The 23,348-nt window shown below is 68.4% G+C and carries 20 protein-coding genes; 6 read left to right on the top strand and 14 right to left on the bottom strand.

The features are described from left to right. Positions 1-117: 117 nt before the first annotated feature. Positions 118-486 carry a DUF2917 domain-containing protein gene (locus tag AB4Z27_RS06625; RefSeq protein ID WP_092291248.1) on the bottom strand — a complete coding sequence of 123 codons (369 nt, stop codon included), beginning with the start codon at positions 484-486 and terminating at the stop codon, positions 118-120. Between the two features lie 195 nt (positions 487-681). On the opposite strand from AB4Z27_RS06625, the gene AB4Z27_RS06620 reads away from it, so the two are divergent. Next, a complete protein-coding gene (locus AB4Z27_RS06620) occupies positions 682-1,641 on the top strand; it encodes a transcriptional regulator GcvA (RefSeq protein ID WP_092291246.1) in 960 nt (319 codons plus the stop codon). Positions 1,642-1,650: 9 nt separating this feature from the next. Here the strand turns inward: AB4Z27_RS06620 and AB4Z27_RS06615 are convergent, their stop codons facing one another. From AB4Z27_RS06615 to AB4Z27_RS06585, 7 genes are all read right to left on the bottom strand, one after another. Continuing rightward, on the bottom strand, positions 1,651-2,694 hold the full coding sequence (locus AB4Z27_RS06615; RefSeq protein ID WP_441644120.1) for a tyrosine recombinase XerC: 1,044 nt from the start codon (positions 2,692-2,694) through the stop codon (positions 1,651-1,653). A gap of 1 nt (position 2,695) precedes the next feature. After that, entirely contained in the window at positions 2,696-3,367 is a 672-nt protein-coding gene (locus AB4Z27_RS06610) for a DUF484 family protein (protein WP_092291242.1), read from the bottom strand. A gap of 49 nt (positions 3,368-3,416) precedes the next feature. Next, positions 3,417-4,559 (bottom strand): rod shape-determining protein RodA, encoded by a 1,143-nt coding sequence (gene rodA / locus AB4Z27_RS06605; RefSeq protein ID WP_092291240.1) that lies wholly within the window; start codon positions 4,557-4,559, stop codon positions 3,417-3,419. A gap of 14 nt (positions 4,560-4,573) precedes the next feature. After that, positions 4,574-6,949 carry a penicillin-binding protein 2 gene (gene mrdA / locus AB4Z27_RS06600; protein WP_092291238.1) on the bottom strand — a complete coding sequence of 792 codons (2,376 nt, stop codon included), beginning with the start codon at positions 6,947-6,949 and terminating at the stop codon, positions 4,574-4,576. Positions 6,950-7,034: 85 nt separating this feature from the next. After that, entirely contained in the window at positions 7,035-7,547 is a 513-nt protein-coding gene (gene mreD / locus AB4Z27_RS06595; RefSeq protein WP_092291236.1) for a rod shape-determining protein MreD, read from the bottom strand. Next, a complete protein-coding gene (mreC, locus tag AB4Z27_RS06590) occupies positions 7,544-8,515 on the bottom strand; it encodes a rod shape-determining protein MreC (RefSeq protein WP_092291234.1) in 972 nt (323 codons plus the stop codon). The genes mreD and mreC overlap by 4 nt, the downstream gene beginning before the upstream one ends. Positions 8,516-8,642: 127 nt before the next feature. Next, a complete protein-coding gene (locus tag AB4Z27_RS06585; RefSeq protein ID WP_011296266.1) occupies positions 8,643-9,686 on the bottom strand; it encodes a rod shape-determining protein in 1,044 nt (347 codons plus the stop codon). A 767-nt stretch (positions 9,687-10,453) separates the two neighbouring features. Between AB4Z27_RS06585 and gatC the strand changes: the two genes are divergently transcribed. From gatC to gatB, 5 genes are all read left to right on the top strand, one after another. Next, the gene (gene gatC / locus AB4Z27_RS06580; RefSeq protein ID WP_092291232.1) at positions 10,454-10,753 is read left to right on the top strand and encodes an Asp-tRNA(Asn)/Glu-tRNA(Gln) amidotransferase subunit GatC; all 300 of its coding nucleotides are present in this window, start codon (positions 10,454-10,456) and stop codon (positions 10,751-10,753) included. Between the two features lie 66 nt (positions 10,754-10,819). After that, complete coding sequence (gene gatA / locus AB4Z27_RS06575; RefSeq protein ID WP_441644119.1) at positions 10,820-12,319, top strand: Asp-tRNA(Asn)/Glu-tRNA(Gln) amidotransferase subunit GatA; 1,500 nt, start codon at positions 10,820-10,822, stop codon at positions 12,317-12,319. Further along, positions 12,319-12,783 carry a hypothetical protein gene (locus AB4Z27_RS06570; protein WP_092291228.1) on the top strand — a complete coding sequence of 155 codons (465 nt, stop codon included), beginning with the start codon at positions 12,319-12,321 and terminating at the stop codon, positions 12,781-12,783. The genes gatA and AB4Z27_RS06570 overlap by 1 nt, the downstream gene beginning before the upstream one ends. A gap of 103 nt (positions 12,784-12,886) precedes the next feature. After that, positions 12,887-13,876: a dienelactone hydrolase family protein gene (locus tag AB4Z27_RS06565; RefSeq protein WP_441644160.1), complete on the top strand. Its 990-nt coding sequence runs from the start codon at positions 12,887-12,889 to the stop codon at positions 13,874-13,876. Positions 13,877-13,936: 60 nt separating this feature from the next. After that, positions 13,937-15,391 carry an Asp-tRNA(Asn)/Glu-tRNA(Gln) amidotransferase subunit GatB gene (gene gatB, locus AB4Z27_RS06560; RefSeq protein ID WP_092291224.1) on the top strand — a complete coding sequence of 485 codons (1,455 nt, stop codon included), beginning with the start codon at positions 13,937-13,939 and terminating at the stop codon, positions 15,389-15,391. Between the two features lie 88 nt (positions 15,392-15,479). On the opposite strand, the gene AB4Z27_RS06555 is transcribed toward gatB, so the two are convergent. From AB4Z27_RS06555 to AB4Z27_RS06530, 6 genes are all read right to left on the bottom strand, one after another. Continuing rightward, complete coding sequence (locus tag AB4Z27_RS06555) at positions 15,480-16,610, bottom strand: hypothetical protein (protein WP_441644118.1); 1,131 nt, start codon at positions 16,608-16,610, stop codon at positions 15,480-15,482. A gap of 123 nt (positions 16,611-16,733) precedes the next feature. Next, entirely contained in the window at positions 16,734-17,627 is an 894-nt protein-coding gene (locus AB4Z27_RS06550) for a hypothetical protein (RefSeq protein WP_092291220.1), read from the bottom strand. A gap of 145 nt (positions 17,628-17,772) precedes the next feature. Next, positions 17,773-18,648 (bottom strand): hypothetical protein, encoded by an 876-nt coding sequence (locus tag AB4Z27_RS06545; protein WP_441591489.1) that lies wholly within the window; start codon positions 18,646-18,648, stop codon positions 17,773-17,775. A 103-nt stretch (positions 18,649-18,751) separates the two neighbouring features. Continuing rightward, positions 18,752-19,618, bottom strand: coding sequence for a hypothetical protein (locus AB4Z27_RS06540; protein WP_441591491.1), 867 nt, complete (start codon positions 19,616-19,618; stop codon positions 18,752-18,754). 134 nt (positions 19,619-19,752) lie between these two features. Next, entirely contained in the window at positions 19,753-20,703 is a 951-nt protein-coding gene (locus AB4Z27_RS06535) for a transglutaminase family protein (protein ID WP_441644117.1), read from the bottom strand. Continuing rightward, entirely contained in the window at positions 20,700-23,336 is a 2,637-nt protein-coding gene (locus tag AB4Z27_RS06530; RefSeq protein ID WP_441591494.1) for a circularly permuted type 2 ATP-grasp protein, read from the bottom strand. Before AB4Z27_RS06530 ends, AB4Z27_RS06535 begins: the two co-directional genes overlap by 4 nt. Positions 23,337-23,348: the final 12 nt, after the last annotated feature.

The following is a 23,348-nucleotide window of genomic DNA, read 5'->3' as shown; positions in this document are numbered from 1 at the left end:
CCCGAGAGTGTAACGAAAAGGGCCGGCATCCGCCGGCCCCTGGTGGGCGACCCCGGTCATGGCGGGGTCTCGCATTCGGCCTCCCGGTCCGGCCTGGGCGGCCAGACCAGCCTCAGTTCAGGAGGCCGTGACCTGATCCTGGCCCGGTGTCCATTCGGTCCCTCGAACCAAACGCCTCACGGCGCGATACACGAGGTGTGGCAGGTCCGCCACGGTCGCCGCCGGGCGGCGTGCTTCCGCAATCAGCGCCAGCCTGACCGGGCGGGTCGCGCGCGAGTCCACGCTGATCACGATCTCGTCGCCGCGCCGGAGCAACAGGCTGCCGCCACAACGGAGCCAGTAATCCTCCGAGTCGTTCTCGCGGGTCACCCACACGTCCGTGGCTTTGGCGTCTTCCACAAAAAGACGCTGGGCAGCATGGAGCGAGAGGCTGGTGACTTCGCCAGGGACGAGGGTGAACACTGTCGTTGTGAGCAATGCTTTCATGATGGCTTTCTCCGTGTGCCGGGTGCCCGCTGACTGGTCAGATGCGCCGGAACTGGCCTGGATATTGGACCGGGCCAGTTAGGGGGCGCTGACAAGCGGTTCCGGTGCATTGCATTCTAGTGATTGCCCTAGCACTATCAAAACGATATATATTCTTGTGTCTTGTTAGCCAAACTCACATAGAGAACTCGCATCATGGTCTGGAGCGGCAGCTGGAATCCCGACAATGGRCAGCGCTGGAAGCGCGATTTCCCGCGCCTGCCGGCGCTCTCCGCGCTGCGCGCCTTCGAGGCCGCCGCCCGCCACGAGAGCTTTTCCCGCGCGGCGGCGGAGTTGTTCGTCACCCATGGCGCCGTCAGCCACCAGGTCCGCGCGCTGGAGGAGGAACTGGGCCAGTTGCTGTTCGAGCGGCGCGGCAAGCGGGTGATGCTGACCGCCAACGGCCGGGTCTACGCCGAGCGCGTGCGCGACGCGCTGTTGCAGATCGCCGATGCCACGCGCGTGCTCCAGGCCGGCAACCGCGACAAGCGGCTGACCATCAGCACCATGCCGTCCTTCGCCGCGCGCTGGCTCACGCCGCGCATTGGCAGCTTTATCGAGCAGCATCCGGAGCTGGACGTGGAGCTGCTGTCCTCGAACTCGCTGGTCGACTTCGCCAATGAGGAAGTGGACATCGCGCTGCGCATGGGCAACGGCGACTACCCCGGCCTGTACGTGGAACGGCTGCTCGACGATGTGTTCTTTCCCGTGTGCAGCCCCGATTTCAACGGTGGCCGCCTGCCCGAACAGCCGGCGCACATGGCCGGCATGCCGCTGCTGCGCGGCGAGGGCGATCCGTGGCAACCGTGGTTCGAAGCCGCCGGGCTGGACTGGCCSGAGCCGCGCAAGGGCCTGCTGCTGCAGGATTCCTCGCTGCTGCTGCAGGCCGCCGCCGAGGGCCAGGGCATCGCGCTGATCCGCTCCTCGCTGGCCTACAACGACCTGCTCTCCGGCCGCGTGGTGCGGCTGTTCGACGTGAGCATCGTCTGCCCGTGGCTGCTGTACTTCGTCAGCACACAGGCCAGCCTGGAATTGCCGAAGGTGCAGGCGTTCCGCCAGTGGCTGCTGCCCGAGATGGAGCGCTTTCGCAACATTTTGTCGCAGTGGTCTGACTAGGCCAGCGCCCTACTTCTCGTTTTTGTCCGAAGGTTTCGCAGGTGCCGGCGTGGCAGTCTTTGCACGCCCCGCGCGCGGGTGGGCCTGGTCGTAGACCTTGGCCAGATGCTGGAAGTCGAGTGAGGTGTAGACCTGCGTCGTGGCGATGCTGGCGTGGCCGAGCATCTCCTGCACCGCGCGCAGGTCGCCTGACGATTGGAGCATATGCGTGGCGAATGAGTGGCGCAGCATGTGCGGATGCACGTGGGTCGGCACGCCGGCCGACATCGCCTGCTTGCGGATGCGCGACTGCACGGTGGCCCCGGACAGCCGCTTGCCGCGCGTGCCGAGGAACAGCGCGTGGGCGTCCTCGGGCGCTGCGCCGGGGCGCAGCAGCGTGTCGCGCACGGCCAGCCACGCCCGCAGCGCCTCCATCGCCTTGCTGCCGACCGGCACCGAGCGCCGGCGCGAGCCCTTGCCGATCACGGTGACCTCGGCGCCCGCCAGGTCGATCCAGCCGATCGAGCGGTACGCGCCATCCTCGGTGTAGCGCAGGTCGAGCTGCACCAGCTCCGACAGCCGCAGCCCGCTCGAATAGAACAGTTCGAAGACCGCCTGGTCGCGCCGCGCCTCGGCCGAGTCGCCGGGACGATGGGCGACCAGCGCCACCGCGTGCTCCACCGACAGCGCCTTGGGCAGCGGCTGGCCGCGCTTGGGCGCGCGCACCCCATCGACAGGATTCACCGCCACGCCATGGCCATGGCGCGCCGCCCACAGGTAGAAGCCGCGCCAGGCGGAAAGCGTGCGGGCGATGGTCCGCGCGGACAGGCCGCCGCCGTGCATGCGCGCGGCGAAGGACCGGATGTGATGGGTTTCGAGCGCCAGCAGCGCCACGCCCGGCGCGTGGCGCGCGGCGTGGGTCTGGAGCACGGAGAGGTCGTGGCCGTAGCTGGCCAGCGTGTGTTCGGCCAGCTTGCGGCCGGTGGCCAGCCAGTCGAGGTAGCGCACCACCAGCGGATCGGGCACCGGCTTGGGGTCCGGTGCCTCGCTATCCGATGGCGGGCGGCGGGACATGTCAGTCGCGCAGGCGGTTCAGCGCGGCGCCGGCGACTTCGCCGATCTGGCCCAGGTAGGCCGTGCCCATGCCTTCGTGGAAGCGGCGCGCATCGGGCGAGCCCAGCACCAGCAGGCCGAAGGTGGCGCCCAGCGCGTCTTCGTCCGGGCGGGTCGGCACGCGCAGCGCCACCATCGCCAGCGAGGCGATGTCGTCACGCTCGAGCAGCGCGGCGGCCTCGAAGCCGCTGTTCGGGCCGCAGTACGGCGCGCGCAGCCCTTCGGCGAACAGGCGCAGGTCGTCGCTGGCGCCCTGCGCCACTTCGATGTGCGTAAAGGCTTCGCCGACGTTCCACACGCGCAGCGCCACGGCCGGCACGTCGAACACCTGCTGCAGGCCGTCCTGCACCGTGTACGGCAGCGCGTGCGAGTCGGCCTCGGCCAGCAGGCGGAGCTGCCAGGCGTGCATGCGCTGCTGGGTGCGGTCGTTGTCGTGCCCGTGGCGGACCAGGTCGGCCAGCTTCAGCTCCAGCCCCTTGTTCTTCTCGCGCAGGATTTCCATCTGGCGCTCCTGCAGCGACACGGCGCGATGGCTATGCGGGCTGGTCAGCTGCACCGCGGCCAGCAGTTCGGCGTGTTCCTCGAAGAACTGCGGATTGCTCTGCAGCCAGGCGGCGACATCTTGGGCGTTCATAAGCTTCTACCGGAGTATTTTTCGGATGGCAGTGTAGCAAACGGCACTGCTAGGTCTGGATCAGCCGCTTCTGGCGCGAAATGCTCATCAGGATGCCGATCCCCATGCCCAGCGTCACCAGCGCCGTCCCGCCRTAACTGAGCAGCGGCAGCGGCACGCCCACCACGGGCAGGATCCCGCTCACCATGCCCATGTTCACGAAAGCGTAGGTGAAGAAGATCAGCGTGATGGAACCCGCCAGCAGCCGCGAGAACAGCGTCGGCGCATTGGCGGCAATATACAGCCCGCGGAAGATCAGCATCAGGTACAGCACCAGCAGCACCGCGTTGCCGATCAGGCCGAATTCCTCCGAGAACACCGCGAAGATGAAGTCGGTGTGCTTCTCGGGGATGAATTCCAGGTGGGTCTGGGTSCCCTTGAGCCAGCCCTTGCCGGTCACGCCGCCCGAACCGATGGCGATAATCGACTGGATGGTGTGGAAGCCCTTGCCGAGCGGGTCGGTGGTGGGGTCCAGCAGCGTGCAGACGCGGTGCTGCTGGTAGTCGTGCAGGACCGGCCAGTTCACGCCCGGGGCGCAGATCTGGCTTTCATAGGAGATCAGCAGCGTGACCGCCACCACGCCGATGGCCAGCAGCGGCAGGATGATCTTCCAGGTCAGCCCGGCGAAATAGATCACATAGAGGCCGGCGGCCAGCACCAGCAGCGCCGTGCCAAGGTCAGGCTGCTTGGCGATCAGCCCCACCGGAATGCCGAGCATGACCAGCGCCACGACAAAGTCGAACCACTTGACCACGCCCTCGCGCTTCTGGAAGTACCACGCCAGCATCAGCGGCATCGAGATCTTCATGATCTCGGACGGCTGGATCACCATGCCCACGTTGAGCCAGCGCCGCGCGCCCTTGCGGATCAGGCCGAACATCGCCACGGCAATCAGCAGCGCCACGCCCACTGTATATAGGGGGACGGCGACCCGCATCAGCAGCTGGGTCGGCATGTAGGCRATCACCATCATCACTGCGTACGAGAGCAGGATGTTGCGCAGCTGGTCTTCCACGCGGCCCGGCATGTCGATGGCGGCCGAGTACAGCGCCACGATACCGGTGGCRAACAGCAGGAAGACGATCAGGGCCAGCGGCTTGTCGAAGCCCGTGAGGGCCGTCCGGATCACGGACACGACGCGGCGTTTATCCATGGTGCCCGTCTCCTTTACTCTGAAGCATTGTTACGGGGGGCGGGTGCCGTCGTGCTGACCGGCCGGACGCGTGGCTTGGCCGGCGCAGGCGCCGAGGCGGGTGCGGGGCGCGCGGCGGGTGCCGGGACCGGCACCGGAGCCGGCGCGGCCGGCTTGCTGTGGCCAAGCGCCTGGAGCATCCGTTCGTCGAGCGTGGCCACGGCCGAGGCCGGCGCGATGGCGGCCGGGTCAAGCTGGGCGGCGATCGATTCCGACGCGCCGCGCGCGCCGGCGCCCGATGCCACGGTGGCGCCGGAAGCCCCCGCCAGGGCTGCACTCGCCCCCGCAGCACTGGCGTCCGCGCCCGAGGCCGCGCTCACCGGCGCATTGGCCATCACCGTGGCCGTCGCCACGTTCGCCGTCAGGCCGGTGGTGAACACGCTCGGCGTGTCCACCGGCGGCTTGCCGCCCGCGCGCTCGCGCTCGGCCGGCGGCGGCGCGTTGGCCTGCAACTCCTCGGGCCACTTGCCGAGCAGGTAGTAATCCATCACCTTCCGCGCGATCGGCGCCGCCACGGCCGCGCCGAAGCCGGCGTTCTCGACGATCAGCGCCAGCGCGATCTTCGGGTTGTCCGCCGGCGCGAACGCGGTATAGAGCGAGTGGTCGCGCTTTCGCTCGTCGATGGCATGGTGGTTGTACTTCTCGCCCTTGGCCAGCGTGTAGGTCTGCGCCGTGCCGGTCTTGCCGGCCGATTCGTAGGCCGCGCCCGCGAACACGCGCGCGGCAGTGCCCGAGTGCGTCACGGCCACCATGGCCTTCTTGATCACGTCGATATCGGCCTGCTTGAGCGGAATCCGATAGCTTTCCTTGGGCACGGTCAGCGTCCGCTGGCGCGAGACCGAATCCTCCACCGCCTTCACCAGGTGGGGCTTCATCGCCGCGCCATTGTTGACGATGATCGACACCGCATTGGCCAGTTGCAGGATCGTGAAGCTGTTGTAGCCCTGCCCGATGCCCAGCGAGATGGTCTCGCCGTCATACCACTTCTGCTGCTCGGGCTTGCGGTACGCCTTGCGCTTCCACTCGGTGGACGGCAGGATGCCGCGGCTTTCGCCCTCGATGTCGATACCCGTGATCTGGCCGAACCCGAGCGGCTTCATGAAGTCGTGGATGCCGTTGACGCCCATGTCGCGCGCCAGCGCGTAGTAATAGGTGTCGCAGGACTGCACGATGGACGCCTGCATGTCCACCCAGCCGTGGCCGCCCGGCTTGTCGTCGCGGAAGGTGTGGTTGCCCAGCGTGAAGAAGCCCGGATCGTGCATGCCCCAGGCGGCCGTGCGCTTGCCGATGGTCAGCGCCGCCAGCGCCATGAACGGCTTGTAGGTKGAGCCGGGCGGATAGGTGCCGCGCAGCGGGCGGTTCAGCAGCGGCTTGTCCGGCGAGCTGTTGAGTTCGTCCCAGGTCTTCGAGTCGATGCCTTCCACGAACAGGTTCGGGTCGTAGGTCGGCTTGGAGACGAAGGCCAGGATGTCGCCCGTGGCCGGCTCGATCGCCACCAGCGCRCCGCGCCGGTCGCCAAACAGCTGCTCGGCCAGTTGCTGGAGGCGGATGTCCAGCGACAGGATCAGGTTGTTGCCCGGCGTGGCCGGCGAGGTGGACAGCGTGCGGATCGGCCGCCCGCCCGCGCTCACTTCCACTTCCTCGAAGCCGGTCAGCCCGTGCAGTTCGGCCTCGTAGCTCTGCTCCAGGCCGATCTTGCCGATGTAGTTGGTGCCCTTGTAGTTGTCGGCGTCCTTGCGCGGATCGTACTTGGCGCCCTCGGCGTCGTTGGCCTCGTCCATCGCATCGATCCGCTCCTGGTCGCGCTGCGAGATGCGCCCCAGGTAGCCGATCACGTGGCTGGCCGATTCGCCGAGCGGGTACTGGCGGAACAGCCGCGCGCGCACATCCACGCCGGGAAAACGGAAGCGCTGGGCGGAGAACTTGGCSACTTCCTCGTCGGAAAGCTGGCTGCGGATCGGCAGGCTTTCGAAGCTGCGCGATTCCTCCAGCAGCCGCTTGAAGCGGCGACGGTCACGCGGCTGGATATCGACAAGTGACGAAAGCGACTCAATCGTGTTGTCGAGGGTATCGGTCAGCTTCGACGGCGTGATTTCCAGCGTGTAGGCCGAATAGTTGCGCGCCAGGATCACGCCGTTGCGGTCCATGATGATGCCGCGATTGGGCTCGATCGGCGCCACCGAGATCCGGTTGTCCTCGGCCTTGGCCGAGTACTGGTCGTGCTTGTACCACTGCAGCCACAGGAAGCGGGTGAACAGCAGCCCGAAGCAGATCACCGTAAACAGGGCGGCAGCCGCCACGCGGATGCGGAAGCGGCCGATTTCCAGTTCGACGTTGCGGATTTCGGTCATGGCGGTACTGCGGCGGCGGGTTCGGCGTGGGCGGTGGCCCGGGCGGCTCTATATAGATAGATCCGACCCGGGAAGGCTGGATCGGCTAAATCGGTCGGGTTTCGTCGACGTCGTGCGAACGCCGCTGTGGCGCCAACAGCACACTGGTGGCCAGCGGCCACAGCAGCGCCTCGATGCAGGGCGCCAGCAGCAGTTGCCAGCCCGGCAGGGGCGCGCCCATGGCCAGGCGGATCACCACCGGCACGGCGTGGACGATAAACAGCAGCGGCAGCACGTGCAGCGCCTGGGTATAAACCGAGAACCACAGCACGCGGCGATGGATCGTGATGGCGAAGTAGGCCAGCAGCGTGTAGGCCATGGCGTGCTCGCCCAGCAGGCGGGCATCGTGCACATCCATCAGCAGGCCGAGCAGGAAGGCCACGCCCATGCCGACCTTGCGCGGCTGGTGGATGTTCCAGAACACCAGCACCAGCGCCACCATGTCCGGAATCCAGAGCGTGGTGCCCCACGGCATCAGGTTGAACAGGAAGGCGACGATGAACGTCACCGCGATGAACGCGGGGTTGACCGGGCGCAGCAGATACTGGGGATTGGTCACCGTGCGGGCTCCGTGGCAGCGGGTTTATCGCCGTTTTTCTCTGCCGATTTCTCGGCACCGGCGCGGGCCGCCGCCGAACGCGCACCGCGCTCGGCCTTCTGCGGCTTGTCCTCGTCCTGCGGACGCGGTCCCAGCCCGGACTCGTAACGCACCACCAGCAACTGTCGGTGCGAGCGCACGCCAGCCACCGGCTCGCAGTACACGCGCGAGAAGGCGGTATCGGCCTTGCGTTCGATATGGGAGATCTTCGCCACCGGCAGGCCGGGCGGATAGGTCCCGTCCAGGCCGGATGTGACGAGAAGGTCTCCTTGCTGGAGATCGGCCGAGGCCGCCATGAAGCGCAGGTCGAGCTGCCCGGCACGCGAGCCGCCAAAGGCCACGCTGCGCAGCCCGTTACGCACCACCTGGACCGGAATCGCCTGATCCTTGTCGGTCAGCAGCGTCACTTCGGACTGGAGCGGCGAGACCCGCGTGATCTGGCCGATCACGCCGCGTTCGTCGATCACCGGATAGCCGGCGCGCAGGCCCTGCACGCTGCCCCGGTCGATCACGATGCGCTGGCTGTACGGGTCGCGGGCGTCATAGAGGATCTCCGCCGCCACCACCGGCGTGGCCGATTGCTGGGTCAGATTCAGCAGCTTGCGCAGCTGGTTGTTCTCGGCCTCGAGCTGGGCCTGGCGCACGGCGGCGCTGGCCTGCTCCACGGCGCTGCGGCGCAGCTCGCGGTTCTCGTTGGCCAGCGTGACGGACGACTGGGCATAGTCAAAGACGCCGCGCAGCGCATCGCGCGGCACCAGGACCGCGCGTTCCACCGGCATCAGCACGGTGGCGGCAACCTGGCGCGCGACGCGCATGGCGTCGAAGCGGGCATCGACCACGAGCAGCGTCAGCGCGATGGTCACGAAAATGACCAGCCGCGCCACGGCGGACGTGCCTTGCTTGAAGAGCGGCGGTGGGGAGTAATCCATTTACCCGTGCGCAGGCGAAGTCATCCCGCCRGGGGCGGCGGGAAGGGGCGGAAATCTCGTGGCGCACGCGCCGGCGCAGCCTGCTGGGGCCGGCATGCCGCGTGTCGCCACGTTGCGGTTCCTGTTCTTACTCGTACGAGAAGATGCTGCCGAGCTTGTCCATGCGCTCGAGCGCCATGCCGGAGCCGCGCACCACGCAGGTCAGCGGGTCTTCGGCCACCAGCACCGGCAGGCCGGTTTCCTCGGCCAGCAGGCGGTCCAGGTCGCGCAGCAGCGCGCCGCCACCGGTCAGCATCATGCCGCGCTCGGCGATGTCGGCACCCAGTTCCGGGGGCGTCTGCTCGAGGGCGATCTTCACGGCGGACACGATCTGGTTCAGCGGATCGGTCAGGGCTTCGAGGATTTCGTTCGACGAGACCGTGAATGCACGCGGAATGCCTTCGGACAGGTTGCGGCCCTTGACTTCCATCTCGCGCACTTCGGACCCCGGGAATGCCGAGCCGATTTCCTTCTTGATGGCTTCGGCGGTCTGTTCGCCGATCAGCATGCCGTAGTTGCGGCGGATGTAGTTGACGATGGCTTCGTCGAACTTGTCACCGCCCACGCGCACCGAACCCTTGTAGACCATGCCGCCCAGCGAGATGATGCCCACCTCGGTGGTACCGCCGCCGATGTCCACCACCATCGAGCCCGACGGCTCCGACACCGGCAGCCCGGCGCCGATCGCGGCCGACATCGGCTCCTCGATCAGGTACACCTGGCTGGCGCCGGCGCCCAGCGCCGATTCGCGGATGGCACGGCGTTCCACCTGGGTGGAGCCGCACGGCACGCAGATGATGATCCGGGGGCTCGGGCGCAGCAGCTTCGAGTCATGGACCATCTTGATGAACTGCTTGAGCATCTGTTCGGTCACGGTGAAGTCGGCGATCACGCCGTCCTTCATCGGGCGGATGGCCTCGATATTGCCCGGCACCTTGCCCAGCATCTGCTTGGCTTCCTTGCCGACCGCCTGGATCGTCTTCTTGGCGTTGGGGCCGCCTTCCTGACGGATGGCCACGACCGACGGCTCGTCCAGGACGATGCCCTTGTCGCGCATATAGATCAGGGTGTTGGCGGTGCCCAGGTCGATGGCCAGGTCGTTGGAGAAATAGCTGCGGAGAAATCCGAACATCAGGAATCCTGTCTTTTGTTGGTTCGCGAGTATGCGAAACGGCCGGCGCCGTCTTCGGCCCGGCCAGGTATACGTTTGCAAGGGTGATGGTTCACGGTTCCCCCGGTGCGCTGCGGCCCGTACCGGCAAGCCGGTACGCCCCGGTGCCGACGGCGAGGGGCGCATGCCCGCCCGGTCATCGGCGATCCGCAACCGGCGCAACCTGCACGCCGGACCTACGGGAACCTTTGATTAGACTCTGCGCGAAAGTTCGCCGCCAGATGCGCCGGACAGGTCGGAAAATCGCCTGACGATGGCAGAAGCCTAATCGGAGGAACCTGATTGTGAAGTGTGAAACTGCGATGAAAACCAGCCGTTAATCGCGGACTCGCCGCCGGGCCGTGCCTTTATCGTTCGCCAATCGTTTCCTGCTCTGTTGCAGTCCTGCGACGCTCGCGCGACGCATGCCCCGGGCGGCTGCCCTGCCCGGCACTCATGGTACGTGCCAGCAGTGGCGACGGCATCACCGGCGCAGCCGCCGGCGTGACCCGTGACCTGCCTGGAACCCGCCATTTGGCGCGCCATGTGAAGTCCGCGTTGCGGGAGGCCTGCAGCGCGTAATGATACCTTATAATCCACGCTGTTTCGGGGCGTCAGCGCCCGGAAAAACTTGTAACGAAACGATCCCGGGGGCGCCCCCGGACCCCGCTCCGGGCGTCCTGCCCGCCACCCGACCGCAACATCCCCAGTCCGATGGACTGAACCCGGCGCCCGCGCCGCATCACGCCATGGCTCTCGCACTCTCCGACGTCAAGCGCATCGCGCACCTGGCCCGCATCGAAACCAGCGATGCCGAGGCCGCGCAGACGCTCGCCCAACTGAACAACTTCTTCTCGCTGGTGGAGCAGATGCAGGCGGTGGACACCACCGGCATCGAGCCGCTGGCGCACCCGCTCTCCGCCGTGCGCGACATCGCCCAGCGCCTGCGCGAGGATGCCGTGACCGAGACCGACCGCCGCGAAGACTACCAGCGCCCGGCCCCGGCCACCGAACGCGGCCTCTACCTGGTGCCGAAGGTCATCGAGTGACGCCCGGGCCCACCCGCCCGGCCCGCCGCCGCCGCCCCTGACCGCCACCGCAGACACCAGACCGACATGTCCTTTTCCGCTGATTCCGTGACTTCCCTGCGCCAGATCGCCGATGCCCTGGCGGCGCGCACCGTCTCCGCCGAGGAACTCGCRCGCGACTACCTCGCCCGCATCGAGGCCGCGCGCGACCTGAACGCCTTCGTCGACRTCAACGCCGACCTCACCCTGGAGCAGGCCCGTGCCGCCGATGCGCGCCGCGCCCAGGGCCAGGCCACGCCGCTGACCGGCGTGCCCATCGCCCACAAGGACGTCTTCGTGACGCGCGGCTGGGCCTCCACGGCCGGCTCGAAGATGCTGGCCGGCTACCAGAGCCCGTTCGACGCCACCGTGGTGGAGCGCCTCGCCGCCGCCGGCATGGTCACGCTGGGCAAGACCAACATGGACGAATTCGCGATGGGTTCGTCGAACGAGAACTCGTATTTCGGCATCGTGCGCAACCCGTGGGACAAGCAGCGCGTGCCGGGCGGCTCCTCGGGCGGTTCCGCCGCCGCGGTGGCCGCAGGGCTGGCCCCGGCCGCCACCGGCACCGACACCGGCGGCTCGATCCGCCAGCCGGCGTCGTTCTCGGGCATCACTGGCATCAAGCCGACCTACGGCCGCGTCTCGCGCTACGGCATGATCGCGTTCGCTTCGTCGCTCGACCAGGGCGGCCCGATGGCGCGCTCGGCCGAGGACTGCGCGCTGCTGCTCAACGCCATGGCCGGTTTCGATCCGAAGGATTCCACCAGCCTCACGCCCGCCCAGGGCGGCGTGGACGAGGACTTCACGCGCCATCTGGGCCAGCCGCGCGCCGGCGCCAGCGCCGACCAACCGCTGGCCGGCCTGCGCATCGGCCTGCCGCGCGAGTACTTTGGCGCGGGCCTGTCCGCCGACGTGGAAGCCGCCGTGCGCGGCGCGCTGGCCGAGTACGAGAAGCTCGGCGCGACGCTGGTCGACGTGACCCTGCCCAAGACCGAGCTGTCGATCCCGGTGTACTACGTGATTGCACCGGCCGAGGCGTCGAGCAACCTGTCGCGCTTCGACGGCGTGCGCTACGGCCACCGCGCGGCCGAGTACAGCGACCTGCTCGACATGTACAAGAAGTCCCGCGCCGAAGGCTTCGGCGCCGAGGTCAAGCGCCGCATCATGGTGGGCACCTACGTGCTGTCGCACGGTTATTACGACGCCTATTACCTGCAGGCGCAGAAGATCCGCCGCATCATCGCCGACGATTTCCAGCGCGCCTTCAGCCAGTGCGACGTGATCATGGGCCCGGTGGCGCCCACGGTGGCCTGGAAGCTCGGCGAGAAGACCGCCGACCCGGTGCAGATGTACCTGGCCGACATCTTCACGCTCTCCACCAGCCTCGCCGGCCTGCCCGGCATGAGCGTGCCGTGCGGCACCGGTCAGGACAATATGCCCGTCGGCCTGCAGCTCATCGGCAACTATTTCGATGAAGCGCGCCTGCTGCAGGTGGCCCATGCGTTCCAGCAAGCCACCGACTGGCACCTGCGCCGCCCGGCCTGATGACGATGCACGACAAGCGCCTGCTACGCCTCTTTGCCGCGATGGCCCTCGCCGTGGTGCTGGCCGGCTGCTCGCTGCCGTTTGGCGGGCGCTCCACGCCCATCGCCGCGCGGGACATCGACCTGAACGGCGACTGCCGCCGCACCGAGGAAGACGGTTTCCGCGAGGACGCCCAGCTACGCGTGGTGGACAACGCCGTGCAGCAGTTGCAGTGGAAGCTGTGGGTCGGCAAGCGCGGCTCGTGCAGCTTCAATCTGGCCGACTTCCGACAGGTGCGCAAAACGCCACATATCGAACTGCGCGCCAACGATGGCAGCGCCTGCAAGCTGATGGTCTGGCAGGACCCGCGCCGCGTGACGCTGGCGCACGCAAGCTGCCAGTCGCACTGCACGCCCGGCATCTATGAAGAAGCGTGGCCGGTGATGTTCGAGCCGGACTCGGGCGCCTGCGCCCGCACGCGATAACGTAACTATCATGCCGCCACGCCGCCCACTCTCATCCTTCGCCGCCGGGATTCTGCCCGGCGTTATGCCTCGGGCGCGGCGCTGGCTGCGCGCGGGTTTTGCGATGATGACGGTGGCGGCGGTGCCGGCCTGGAGCACGGTCTCGGCGCCGCAAGCGCCGATTTCGGCCTCCAGTGCGCCTGCTGTGGCGGCTTCTGTGGCAGCCTCGGCAGCCACCTCCACGTCGGCCGCCCCGGCGCCCATCGTCCAGCGCGTACGGCTGGCGGGCGATGCCGGCATGCCGACGCTCCCCGCCTACTGGTTCCTGCCCCGCGACAGCGGCCAGCCAAGGTCGCAGCCGCTGCCGGTGGTCGTGGCGCTGCACGGCTGCGGTGGGCTTGAAGACACGCATCGCGTGGCACGGCGCACCGGCTCCATCGACGAAATCCTCGACCCGGCCGGCGCCCTGCAGGCCCGCTACCGCGAGTACGCCCACTGGCTGACCGAGCGCGGCTACGCCGTGCTGATGCCGGACAGCTTCGGCCCGCGCGGCCGCATCACCAGCGGCTGCGGCGACACGCCGGACGCGCGCGGCATCGACGACAAGACGCGCCGCGCCGACGCCCTGGCCGCGCTGCGCTGGGTGGCCCGCCAGCCCGGCGTCGACCCGCGCCGCATCGTGCTGCTGGGCTGGTCGAACGGCGCGCAGGCGGTGCTGGCCGCCATCGACGCCAGCCGCCCGTGGCCGGCCGGCACGCCTGCCGTGGAGCGCGCCGTGGCCTTCTACCCGGCCTGCAAGCGCGTGGTGCGGCAGCACAATTTCAAGCTGCGCGCGCCGGTGCTGATGATGATTGGCGGCGCGGACGACTGGACCCCGGCCACGCGCTGCGCGATGCTCCAGAACGCGGTGCTGGCCCGCCAGCCCGATGCGCGCTTCCGGCTGGAGATCTACCCGGGCGCCTATCATGGCTTCGACGGCACCAGCGAGCTGCACGGCCGGCGCGACGCCTCCCGGCGCACCCCGGGCGGCGATACCGCCAGCGGCGGCGACGCCCTGGCGCGTGTGGCCGCGCTCGCCCAACTCGATTCGTGGCTGTTGAACCCCGCGCCCTGAAAAACGCCGGGTCCGGCCTGATATAGAACAGAACAGAAGACTTAAACCAGGAATACCGCCATGCAATGGGAAGTGGTGATCGGCCTGGAGACGCATACGCAGCTCTCCACCGCCTCGAAGATTTTTTCCGGCACCTCCACCGCGTTCGGGGCCGAACCCAACACGCAGGCCTCGCCCGTGGATCTGGCGCTGCCGGGCGTGCTGCCCGTGCTGAACAAGGGCGCCGTCGAGCGCGCCATCGAGTTCGGGCTGTCCATCGGCGCCCATATCGCGCCGCGCAGCATCTTCGCGCGCAAGAACTACTTCTACCCTGACCTGCCGAAGGGTTACCAGATCAGCCAGTACGAGATCCCGGTCGTCCAGGGCGGCACCATCACGATCCAGGTGGAAGGACGGCAGGGCGTCTACGAGAAGACCGTGAACCTGACCCGCGCCCACCTTGAGGAGGATGCGGGCAAGTCGCTGCACGAGGACTTCGCCAACATGACCGGCATCGACCTGAACCGCGCCGGCACGCCGCTGCTGGAGATCGTGACGGAGCCAGACATGCGCAGCTCGGCCGAGGCCGTGGCCTATGCCAAGGCATTGCACTCGCTCGTGGTGTGGCTCGGCATCTGCGACGGCAACATGCAGGAAGGCAGCTTCCGRTGCGACGCCAACGTCTCGGTGCGCCCAGTCGGCCAGAAGGAATTCGGCACCCGCCGCGAAATCAAGAACCTGAACTCGTTCCGCTTCCTGCAGCAGGCGATCGACTACGAAGTGCAGTGGCAGATCAACGAGATCGAGGACGGCCGCAAGATCGTCCAGGCCACCGTGCTGTTCGACCCGGACACCGGCGAGACGCGCGCGATGCGCACCAAGGAAGACGCGCACGACTACCGCTACTTCCCCGATCCGGACCTGATGCCGCTCGAGATCGACAGCGAGTGGGTCGAGCGCGTGCGCGCCGGCCTGCCCGAGCTGCCGGCGGCGATGCAGGCGCGCTTCGTCTCGCAATACGGCCTCTCGGCCTACGATGCGAGCACGCTCACGGCCACCAAGTCCCTCGCCGCGTACTTCGAGGCTGTGGTGACCGAAGCCGGCGTGGCCAGCGCCAAGCCGGCGGCCAACTGGCTGATGGGCGACGTGGCGTCGCAACTGAACCGCGAAGGCATGGCCATCGACGACGCCCCGGTGCGCCCGGCGCAACTGGCCAGGCTGCTGGCGCGCATCGCCGACGGCACGGTGTCCAACAACACAGCCAAGAAGGACGTCTTCCCGGCGATGTGGGCCGGCGAGTCCGGCGGCGACGCCGACGCGATCATCGCCGCCAAGGGTCTCAAGCAGATGTCCGATACCGGCGAACTCGAGAAGATCATCGACGACGTGCTGGCCGCCAACGCCAAGTCGGTSGAAGAGTTCCGCGCCGGCAAGGAAAAGGCCTTCAACGCACTGGTCGGCCAGGCCATGAAGGCCACCAAGGGCAAGGCCAACCCGGCCCAGGTCAACGAACTGCTCAAGAAGAAGCTCGGCTGACCCGCCCTCGGCGCCATCCGAGCCATCTGGCGAAAAAAGCCGGCCCGCGCAAGCGGCCGGCTTTTTTGTTGGACGCCCCTAAGCACCCCTAAGCGCCCCGCAGCGCCCGCTCCAGCGCCACGATGCGCGCCTCGAGGTCGTGCAGGCGGCSCTCGCGCGAGGCGAGGGCTTCCCGCATCTGGGCGATGGGCGCGCTCAGTTGCCCCACGGTGGCCGCGTCGGTCGGCGCGGTGCCCGGCGCGACGTTGATGATCTGGCGCTGCAGGGTGTCGGTGCCGACCGAGACCGTCAGGTCGCGGTCGCAGTACGAGGCCGTGCCGAGCGCCACGCCGTGCGCTGCCGCCGCGCGGCTGCCGTGCCCGAGCGCCACCGCGAACTCGGTGCTGGCGACGGCGTCGGTGCCCACGGCGACCGCGCCGGTATTGGTGGCCTGCGCCATCGGCCCCACGGCGATCGCCGTCGCGCCGGAGGCTTCCGATCTCTGGCCCAGCGCCACGCTTTTGTGACCGGATGCCACCGCGGCCATCCCCACCGCCGTGGTGCCGCCCACCTGGAAGCTGTCCGCGCCGGACGCCACGGCATTGCCGCCGATGGCGACGCTCCACGCGTAGGCGGCCTGCGCTTTTTCGCCGATCGCGACCGAGCGGCTGCCATAGGCATAGGTATCGCAGCCCAGTGCGACCGAGCCGGCGTCCACGGGGTCCCGCGCGGCGACATCGGCACGGGCATTCAGGCCAATGGCCACGCCGGGCCCCGACTCGCTGACCGTCGCCCCTTGGCCCAGCACGACACTGCCGACCCCGGTGGCGACGGTATCCGCGCCGATGGCGATGGCGTTGCTGCCGGGTGCCGAGGCGGCCGTCCCGCTGGCGTTCACCTGCACATACTTGAGGCCGGTCTTGCCCGAGGCGAGGTCATCCACCGTCTGCGACAGCGCGGCGATGTCCTGCGCATTGCCAGCGACGTCGGCCTCCGTGTCGGCCAGCTGGCTGCCCGTGATGGCGTCGCTGCTGCCCTGGCTCACCTCGCCGGGCCGGAGTCCTGTGACCAATGTCGATGGCAGCGTAGCGCGGCTCTTGCTCTTGTCGTCATAGGCCAGGTAGGGCGCACCGCCGCCGCCGCCGCCACCGCCACCGCCACCGCCACCGCCACCGCCACGATTGCCGTTGGCGGACGATGGATGGTTCCCTGCTTCGGGCTCAGTCTGAGGAATTGCCATGAAGGGCTCCTGGAATCGGGTTGATCAGAACCACGGCAAGGGCGCATACACGGCCCGTGCCGTCGCCATGGTCGCTACCCGATCTCCAGAAGTACATGGATCCAAAGGCCGCCCGCCCCCCGACTACGAACGCCCCGCCGCCCGCTCCAGCGCCGCGATGCGCGCTTCGAGCTGGCGCAGCGTTGCGATGCGGGCCTCGAGGTTGCCCAGGCGCCGGGCCACTTTCGGGTTGACCTGCAGGGCCGCGTCCTTGAGTTGCGCGACGGTCACGGCGTCGTCGTCCTGCTCGCCCGGTAACACATGGGTGATGTAGCGGCCATTGTCCGCCGTGCCGACGGACACCGCGTATTCGCGGTCGCAGACGGAAGACGCGCCGAGCGCCACGCTGCCGTAGGCGCTCACCTCCGCATACTCGCCGATGGCGGTGGCGTGGTGGTTGTTGGCGATGGCGCCGCGCCCGATGCCGATGGTGCCGTAGCCGTACACGTTCGCGCTGGCTCCGATCGCCACGGCCGCCTGGCTTTGGGCGCTGGCGGCGGAGCCGACGGACACGCTCTGGTCGCCCCCCGCGAAGGCATCGGCGCCCACCGCCACGGCGGCGGAGGCRGCGGTGGCCTGGGCATCGCCGCCGATGGCGATGTTGTCCGTGTAGCCCGCATTGGCGTTGCCGCCGATCGCCACGGCCTTGTCGCCCCATGCCGTGGCGTCGCTGCCCAGTACCACCACGCCGTCGCCGGGCGAGTCCGCCCCGACCTGCGCCTGGGAGCCGATGACCACGCCCCGGCCCGCGGCGCCGAACACGGCGCCCTCGCCCACCACAACGCTCCCCGAGCCCGCCGCCACGGCGGAGGGTCCGATGGCCACGGCTTCCTGGCCACTGGCCTCGCTATCGGGACCCTTGCTGTTGGCGTGGAAGTACTTGGCGTTCTTGTCGTTCTTTCCGACTGCGCTCAGTGCCTGGAACTGTTCCCGGGTCAGGTACTGATTGCTTGCGATATCCGTCTGGGCGTTGCTCATCGAAGGTCTCCTGAAGTTGACGTTGGCCAGCGAGGCCATGTTTTCACGCCGTACTTCGGAAAACCATGGATCGGACAAACCCAGCCTAATCCATCGGCACCACGCTCACCTCCACCTCCACCTCCACCGTGTGCTCGCYCCCGTACTACCTGTGGCGCACCGCACGCTCCAGCACCGCGAGGCGCGCCTCGAGTTCAACCAGCTGCTGGTTTGCCTTGAAGAGCTGGCTGCCTGCCACCGCATCCGTGCTCTGCAGGCTCTGCACAGCGGGTCGCAACCCCGCAACTTTTACCGATTGCAGCGTAAGCCGGGTCTTGCTCCTGTCGTCGTAGAGCACCAACGCACTCTCCACTTCCCCGCGCGCATTCACGGACAGGCCCGCCTCCTTTAACTGGCCGACCGTGGCGGCATCATCATCCTCCTGCCCCGCCGCAACACGTGCGATGAAGCGACGGGTGCTGTCATTGCCGACAGATACTGTCTGCGCGCGATCRGTCGTGGAAGCGCAACCCAGYACCACACTCTGGGCGCCATTCACGGTCGCCTTCGCGCCGATGGCCACTGCTGAATCACTGTCAACGAGGGCCAGATCGCCGATAGCAATCCCCTTGTTACCACTGGCGCTCACCGTCGCCAGACACCCGGCCGCAACCGCTCCATAAGCGTTGGTATAGGCGTAATAGCCGATGGCAGTGGTGCATATGGCATATCCCTGGGCATACGCACCCACATACACCGAGCCCGGATAGTCCGCGCCGATTGTTCCCGCCGCGTGGCCGACAGCGACGCATTCCTCGGAATCCACCTCGGCGTGACTGGCAATCGCCACCGACTCTATGCCATTGGCCTGACTGTCCGGACCGGTGCTGTTGACTGCAAAATACGTAATACCGTCGTCTTGCAGCGCAATGGCGTCAACCCGTTCCCGTAGCGCATGGAACTGTTGCAGGGTGACATACTGGCCCGGGCGGTCCCTGTCCGAGGCGTTGGCCCTAGCCTGGACATCAGTCTGATTGCTCATTGCGTTCTCCATCAGCTGCCGCGACGGACAGCGCCCCATCCTGAGTAAGATTGCCGTGTGACCGCACCATGTGCTCAAGCCACCCGGGGCCATTCCTGCACGACTACCTGTCGCGCACCGCACGCTCCAGCGCCGCGAGGCGCGCCTCGAGTTCGACCAGCCGCTGATTTGCCTTGAAGAGCTGGCTGCCCGTTACCGCTTCTGTGCTCTGCGCGCTCAGTTCAGCGGGACGCAATCCCGACACTCTTACCAACGGCAGCGTCAGCCTCGTCTTGTTCCTGTCGTCGTACAGCACCAGCGCACGCTCCACTTCGCCGCGCGCATTCACGGGCAGGCCAGCCTCCTTCAACTGGCCGATTGTGGCGACATCATCATCCTCCTGCCCCGCCGCAACACGGGCGATGAAGCGGAGCGCGCTGTCATTGCCTACGGACACCGTCTGCGCGCGATCGGTCGTGGAACCAGCGCCTATCGCCACACTCTGCTCGCCGCTCGCCGTGGCACTCGCGCCGATGGCCAATGCTGAATCACCGGCAACGATGGCTGTGTTGCCGATACTGATCCCCTTGTTAGCAACGGGGTCCACTATCGCGGCAGACCCGATCGCAACCGCTCCATAAGCCTGAGCGAGCGTGTCAAAGCCTATGGAGGTGCTGCACGTTTCGCTGGCTGAGGAATACGCCCCCACACACACCGAGCCCTGGCCAGATCCGGTAGCCAGGTAGCCGACTGCAACAGATTCTTCGGAATTTGCGGAGGCACCGCTGGCAATCGCCACCGACTCGCTGCCATTGGCCTGACTATCCGCGCCGGTGCTGTTGACTGTGAAATACATAATGCCGTCGTCTGTCAGCGCAATAGCGTCAACCCGTTTCCGTAGCGCATTGAATTGTTGCTGGGTGACATACTCACCCTGCAAGGCCCTCCCCGGAAGATTTCGCCTTGCTTCGATCGCGGTGCGATGGGTCATTGCAGTTCTCCGAAAGGTGCCATYGGTGGACGGCGCGCATCATGGCGCCACAACGTCCAGGACGCCACCATGTTCCGCGGTCCCTCTCCTGAAGTACATGGATCCCCGGGTAGATGATGCGCGGGCGCCGCCGATCACTCCACYGGCACCACGCTCACCTCCACCTCCACCGTGTGCTCGCCCCCGCCCACGATGACGCCGTGCAGCAGGGGCACGTCGCTGTAGTCGCGCGCGATGGCCAGGGTGACGTGGCGGGTGTCGGCCAGCATGGCGTTGGTCGGGTCGAGATCGACCCAGCCGTTCCCGGGGCACCAGACGCCGGCCCAGGCGTGCGAGGCATCGGCGCCCAGCAGGCGCGGCTCGCCCGGCGGCGGGTCGGTGCGGAGATAGCCGCTGACATAGCGCCCGGGCAGCCCGAGCGAGCGCAGGCAGCCGATCATCACCTGGGCGAAGTCCTGGCACACGCCGCTGCGCAGCGCGAAGGCCTCCAGCGCGGGCGTGTGGACCTCGGTGATCTCGGCGTGATACTCGAAATCGGCGTGGATGCGGTGCATCAGGTCGATGGCGCCAGCCACCACGCTCACCCCGGGCGTAAAGCTGCGCCGGGCGTAGTCGCGCAGGTCCGCGTGCAGCGCCACATTGGGCGAGGCGAAGACGAACTCGGCCTCGGGATCGAACGGCTGGCCGGCGCGGTAGCGCAGCCGTTGCGCGGCCTTCTCCCACGGCGGGCTGCGGGCCGGGTCGAGCGTGGCCCAGCGCGGCGTCAGCGTGACCGTGCTGGCCGTGGTCAGCCGCATGGTCTCGTGCGGCACGTCGAGCATGAAATGAAGCACGTTGTTGCCGAAGGCATCGGTGCGCACGTGATGGTGCGAGGGCTGCGGATCGATGTCGGTGCAGTGCGCGCTCACGGCCTGCCACGGGTAGGACGGCGGCGTGACCACGGCGCGCTGCTGCGCGTGCTCCACGGGCCAGGCGTATTGGTAGGTGGTGACGTGGTGCACGCTCAGGGTGGMCGGGGCGTCGGCCTCCGGCGTCGGCGCCGGGGTGGCCGGCGGCTTGGCGGCGGGCACGGGATGCACGCTCATGGCAGGTCCGTTTCCGGCGCCACGCCGGCATGGCTGAAGTACCGGCCGCCGATTTCATCGGACAGCTTGGCCATGCGCGCGCCGAGCTGGTCGCACAGCGCGGCCAGCGTGGCATGGCGGCCCTCGTCATCGGTGGCGCACAGCACCGTGCGCGACGGCAGCGCGCTGGCCGGCGGCAGCAGTTCCGCCAGCGGTACGCGGGCCTGGCCCGTGGCGCCGGTCGGCAACTGCACCAGCTTCTCGCGCAGGCGGTCCAGCACGCCGTAGAGGCCGCGCGGGTTGGTGGCGTCCAGCACGAGCAGGTCCACCAGCGCCGGCACGTCGGTCCGGCCCGGGAACAGCGAGCGGTAGGTCAGCGTGCTGTCGAACAGGTGCAGCAGCAGGTCGAAGCCACTGCGCGAGCGCAGCGCGCCACTGCGCTCGGCCACCTCCAGGAACAGCGCCAGCGTGGAGACGCGCTCGATATGACGGCCGATGAACACCAGCCGCCACGCTTCGTCGCGCGACATGCGGTCGCCCTGCGCGCCGCTGATCGCCCCGAGCTGCATCGACAGTTGCTCSAGCGCGACCAGCACCCGGGAGCGGTCGTACGAGCCCTCGCCGCTGGCCGAGCCGGCCGGGCACGCGGCGGCGGCCATCGCGTCATGGAAGTCGTTGCGGGCGGCCAGGATGGTGCGCCAGTGGTCGTTCGAGAGCCGGTTGCGGATCTCGTTGGCGGCGCGGGCGTGACTGGCCAGCGTCTGCACCACGCCGGCGCTCCCGCTGGCATCGGCCAGCGCGGACACCAGGCTGCGCTCGAACACCCGCAGCGACGCCTGCGGCGACGGCGTCTGGGCCGGCACCAGGCCGAACCACTGCGCCAATTGGCTGATCATGTTCAGCGTGCCGTCGTCGGTTTCATCGTTCGATTCGATCGATCCGAGGATCTGCCGGCACAGGCGCACGGTGTTCTCGGCGCGCTCCGCGTAGCGGCCGGCCCAGTACAGGTTCTCGGCGGCGCGGCTGGAGACGGCCAGCGGGCGCGAGGCGGGCGCCCCCGCCAGCCCGCTGCGCGCGGCCAGTGGCACGGCGCCCGAGGTCTGGCTGGAGAGCACCCAGGTGTCGGCGCTGGTGCCGCCCAGCTGCATCGACACCGCCTCCAGCCGGGGCGGCGCCAGTCGCATGAATCCGCCCGGCATGACCTGCCAGCCGCCGTTGCCATCGGCGATGGCGAACACGCGCAGCATGGACGCCCGCGAGCCAATCCGCCCGCCACCGCGCCCGTCCGGCTCCCAGCACGGCGTGTGCGAAAGCGGCAGCGGCGCCTGCAGCGTGTAGCGGTCCGGCGTCTCGGCGATGCGCGCGCGCCAGTCTTCCAGCGGCTGCAGCCCGCGCTCCATGCCCAGGCGCGGCTCGCCCGGCACGCGCGGATAGGTCGGCATGACGAAGGCCTCGGTCAGCGTCGACATGGCCTCGTCCTGCGCGGCGGCCTCGCCGCACCACCAGCTCGACACCGCAGGCAGGATCAGCGTCTCCCCGAGCAACGCGCGGGCGATGCCCGGCAGGAAGCCGTGGATCGCCGGCGACTCCAGGAAACCCGCGCCCGGCACGTTCGACACCATCACGTTGCCCGCCCGCATCGCCTCCAGCAGCCCCGGCACGCCGATGGTGGAGTCGCTGCGCAGCTCCAGCGGGTCGCAGAACACGTCGTCCAGCCGGCGCAGGATCACGTCCACGCGCTCCAGCCCGCCGAACGTCTTCAGGTAGACCATGTCGTTGCGCACGGTCAGGTCCTTGCCTTCCACCAGCGTGATGCCGAGGTAGCGCGCCAGGAAGGTGTGCTCGAAGTAGGTCTCGTTGAACGGCCCCGGCGACAGCAGCACGATGTGCAGCCCGCCGCTCGACGGCAGCGACGTGCCTTCATCCGCCCCCGCCACCAGCGGCGCGTGGGCCAGCGTGGAGATCAGCTGGGCGAAGGCCGGCGGCAGGCGCCGCACGCGCATCTCGCGGAAGGCATCGGCGAACTGGCCCGAGATGATCAGCCGGTTCTCCAGCGCGTAGCCCATGCCCGACGGGGTTTCCGTGCGATGGGCGATGACGGTCCAGCCATCGTCGGTATGGACGAGGTCGATCGCCATGGTCTGGAGGAAGCTGCCGCCGGGCGGCTGGTAGCCCTTGAGGGGCCGCATGTAGCCGGGATGGCCGTAGACCAGCCCCGGCGGCAGCAGGCCGCGCGTGAGCAGTGTCTGGGGGCCGTAGATGTCGGCCATGATGGCGTTGGCGAGCGTGGCGCGCTGGGCTGCGCCGGCCTCGATCACGGCCCAGTCCTCCTCGGCGATCAGGAACGGCAGCAATTCGAGTTGCCACGCCCGCGCGCCGCCGCCCTGGTCGGCATAGACGTTATAGGTCACGCCGTTGTCGCGGATCTGGCGCGCCACTGCCGCCGCGCGCGCCGCCAGCGCGTCCGGGCTCAGGTTGCCCAGGTCGCCCTGCTCGCCCAGTTCCGAGAAGAAGCGCGCCCAGGGCGCGCGCAGCGTGCCGTCCGGCAGGCGCAGCTCGTCCAGATGGCCGGACGGCACGGGCAGGGCCAGCCGGCTCGCCATGGCAGCCGGGCTGTCCGATCCGTCGAGGGGAAGCGACGACTGCAAGGGCACGGGGAGGGGTCT

Source organism: Cupriavidus sp. KB_39 (assembly GCF_052114485.1).
Lineage (GTDB): Bacteria > Pseudomonadota > Gammaproteobacteria > Burkholderiales > Burkholderiaceae > Cupriavidus.
The sequence above is the reverse complement of the archived record's forward strand: the minus strand, read 5'-3'. Positions and strand labels throughout refer to the sequence as shown.

What these genes read in the sequence shown, in the direction of transcription:
- mreC (WP_092291234.1), bottom strand. Translation starts at nt 8,515, where the DNA reads ATGGATTACTCCCCACCGCCGCTCTTCAAGCAAGGCACGTCCGCCGTG.
- AB4Z27_RS06570 (WP_092291228.1), top strand. Translation starts at nt 12,319, where the DNA reads ATGACGATGCACGACAAGCGCCTGCTACGCCTCTTTGCCGCGATGGCC.
- AB4Z27_RS06540 (WP_441591491.1), bottom strand. Translation starts at nt 19,618, where the DNA reads ATGACCCATCGCACCGCGATCGAAGCAAGGCGAAATCTTCCGGGGAGG.
- AB4Z27_RS06585 (WP_011296266.1), bottom strand. Translation starts at nt 9,686, where the DNA reads ATGTTCGGATTTCTCCGCAGCTATTTCTCCAACGACCTGGCCATCGAC.
- AB4Z27_RS06610 (WP_092291242.1), bottom strand. Translation starts at nt 3,367, where the DNA reads ATGAACGCCCAAGATGTCGCCGCCTGGCTGCAGAGCAATCCGCAGTTC.
- AB4Z27_RS06625 (WP_092291248.1), bottom strand. Translation starts at nt 486, where the DNA reads ATGAAAGCATTGCTCACAACGACAGTGTTCACCCTCGTCCCTGGCGAA.
- AB4Z27_RS06615 (WP_441644120.1), bottom strand. Translation starts at nt 2,694, where the DNA reads ATGTCCCGCCGCCCGCCATCGGATAGCGAGGCACCGGACCCCAAGCCG.
- AB4Z27_RS06565 (WP_441644160.1), top strand. Translation starts at nt 12,887, where the DNA reads ATGATGACGGTGGCGGCGGTGCCGGCCTGGAGCACGGTCTCGGCGCCG.
- gatC (WP_092291232.1), top strand. Translation starts at nt 10,454, where the DNA reads ATGGCTCTCGCACTCTCCGACGTCAAGCGCATCGCGCACCTGGCCCGC.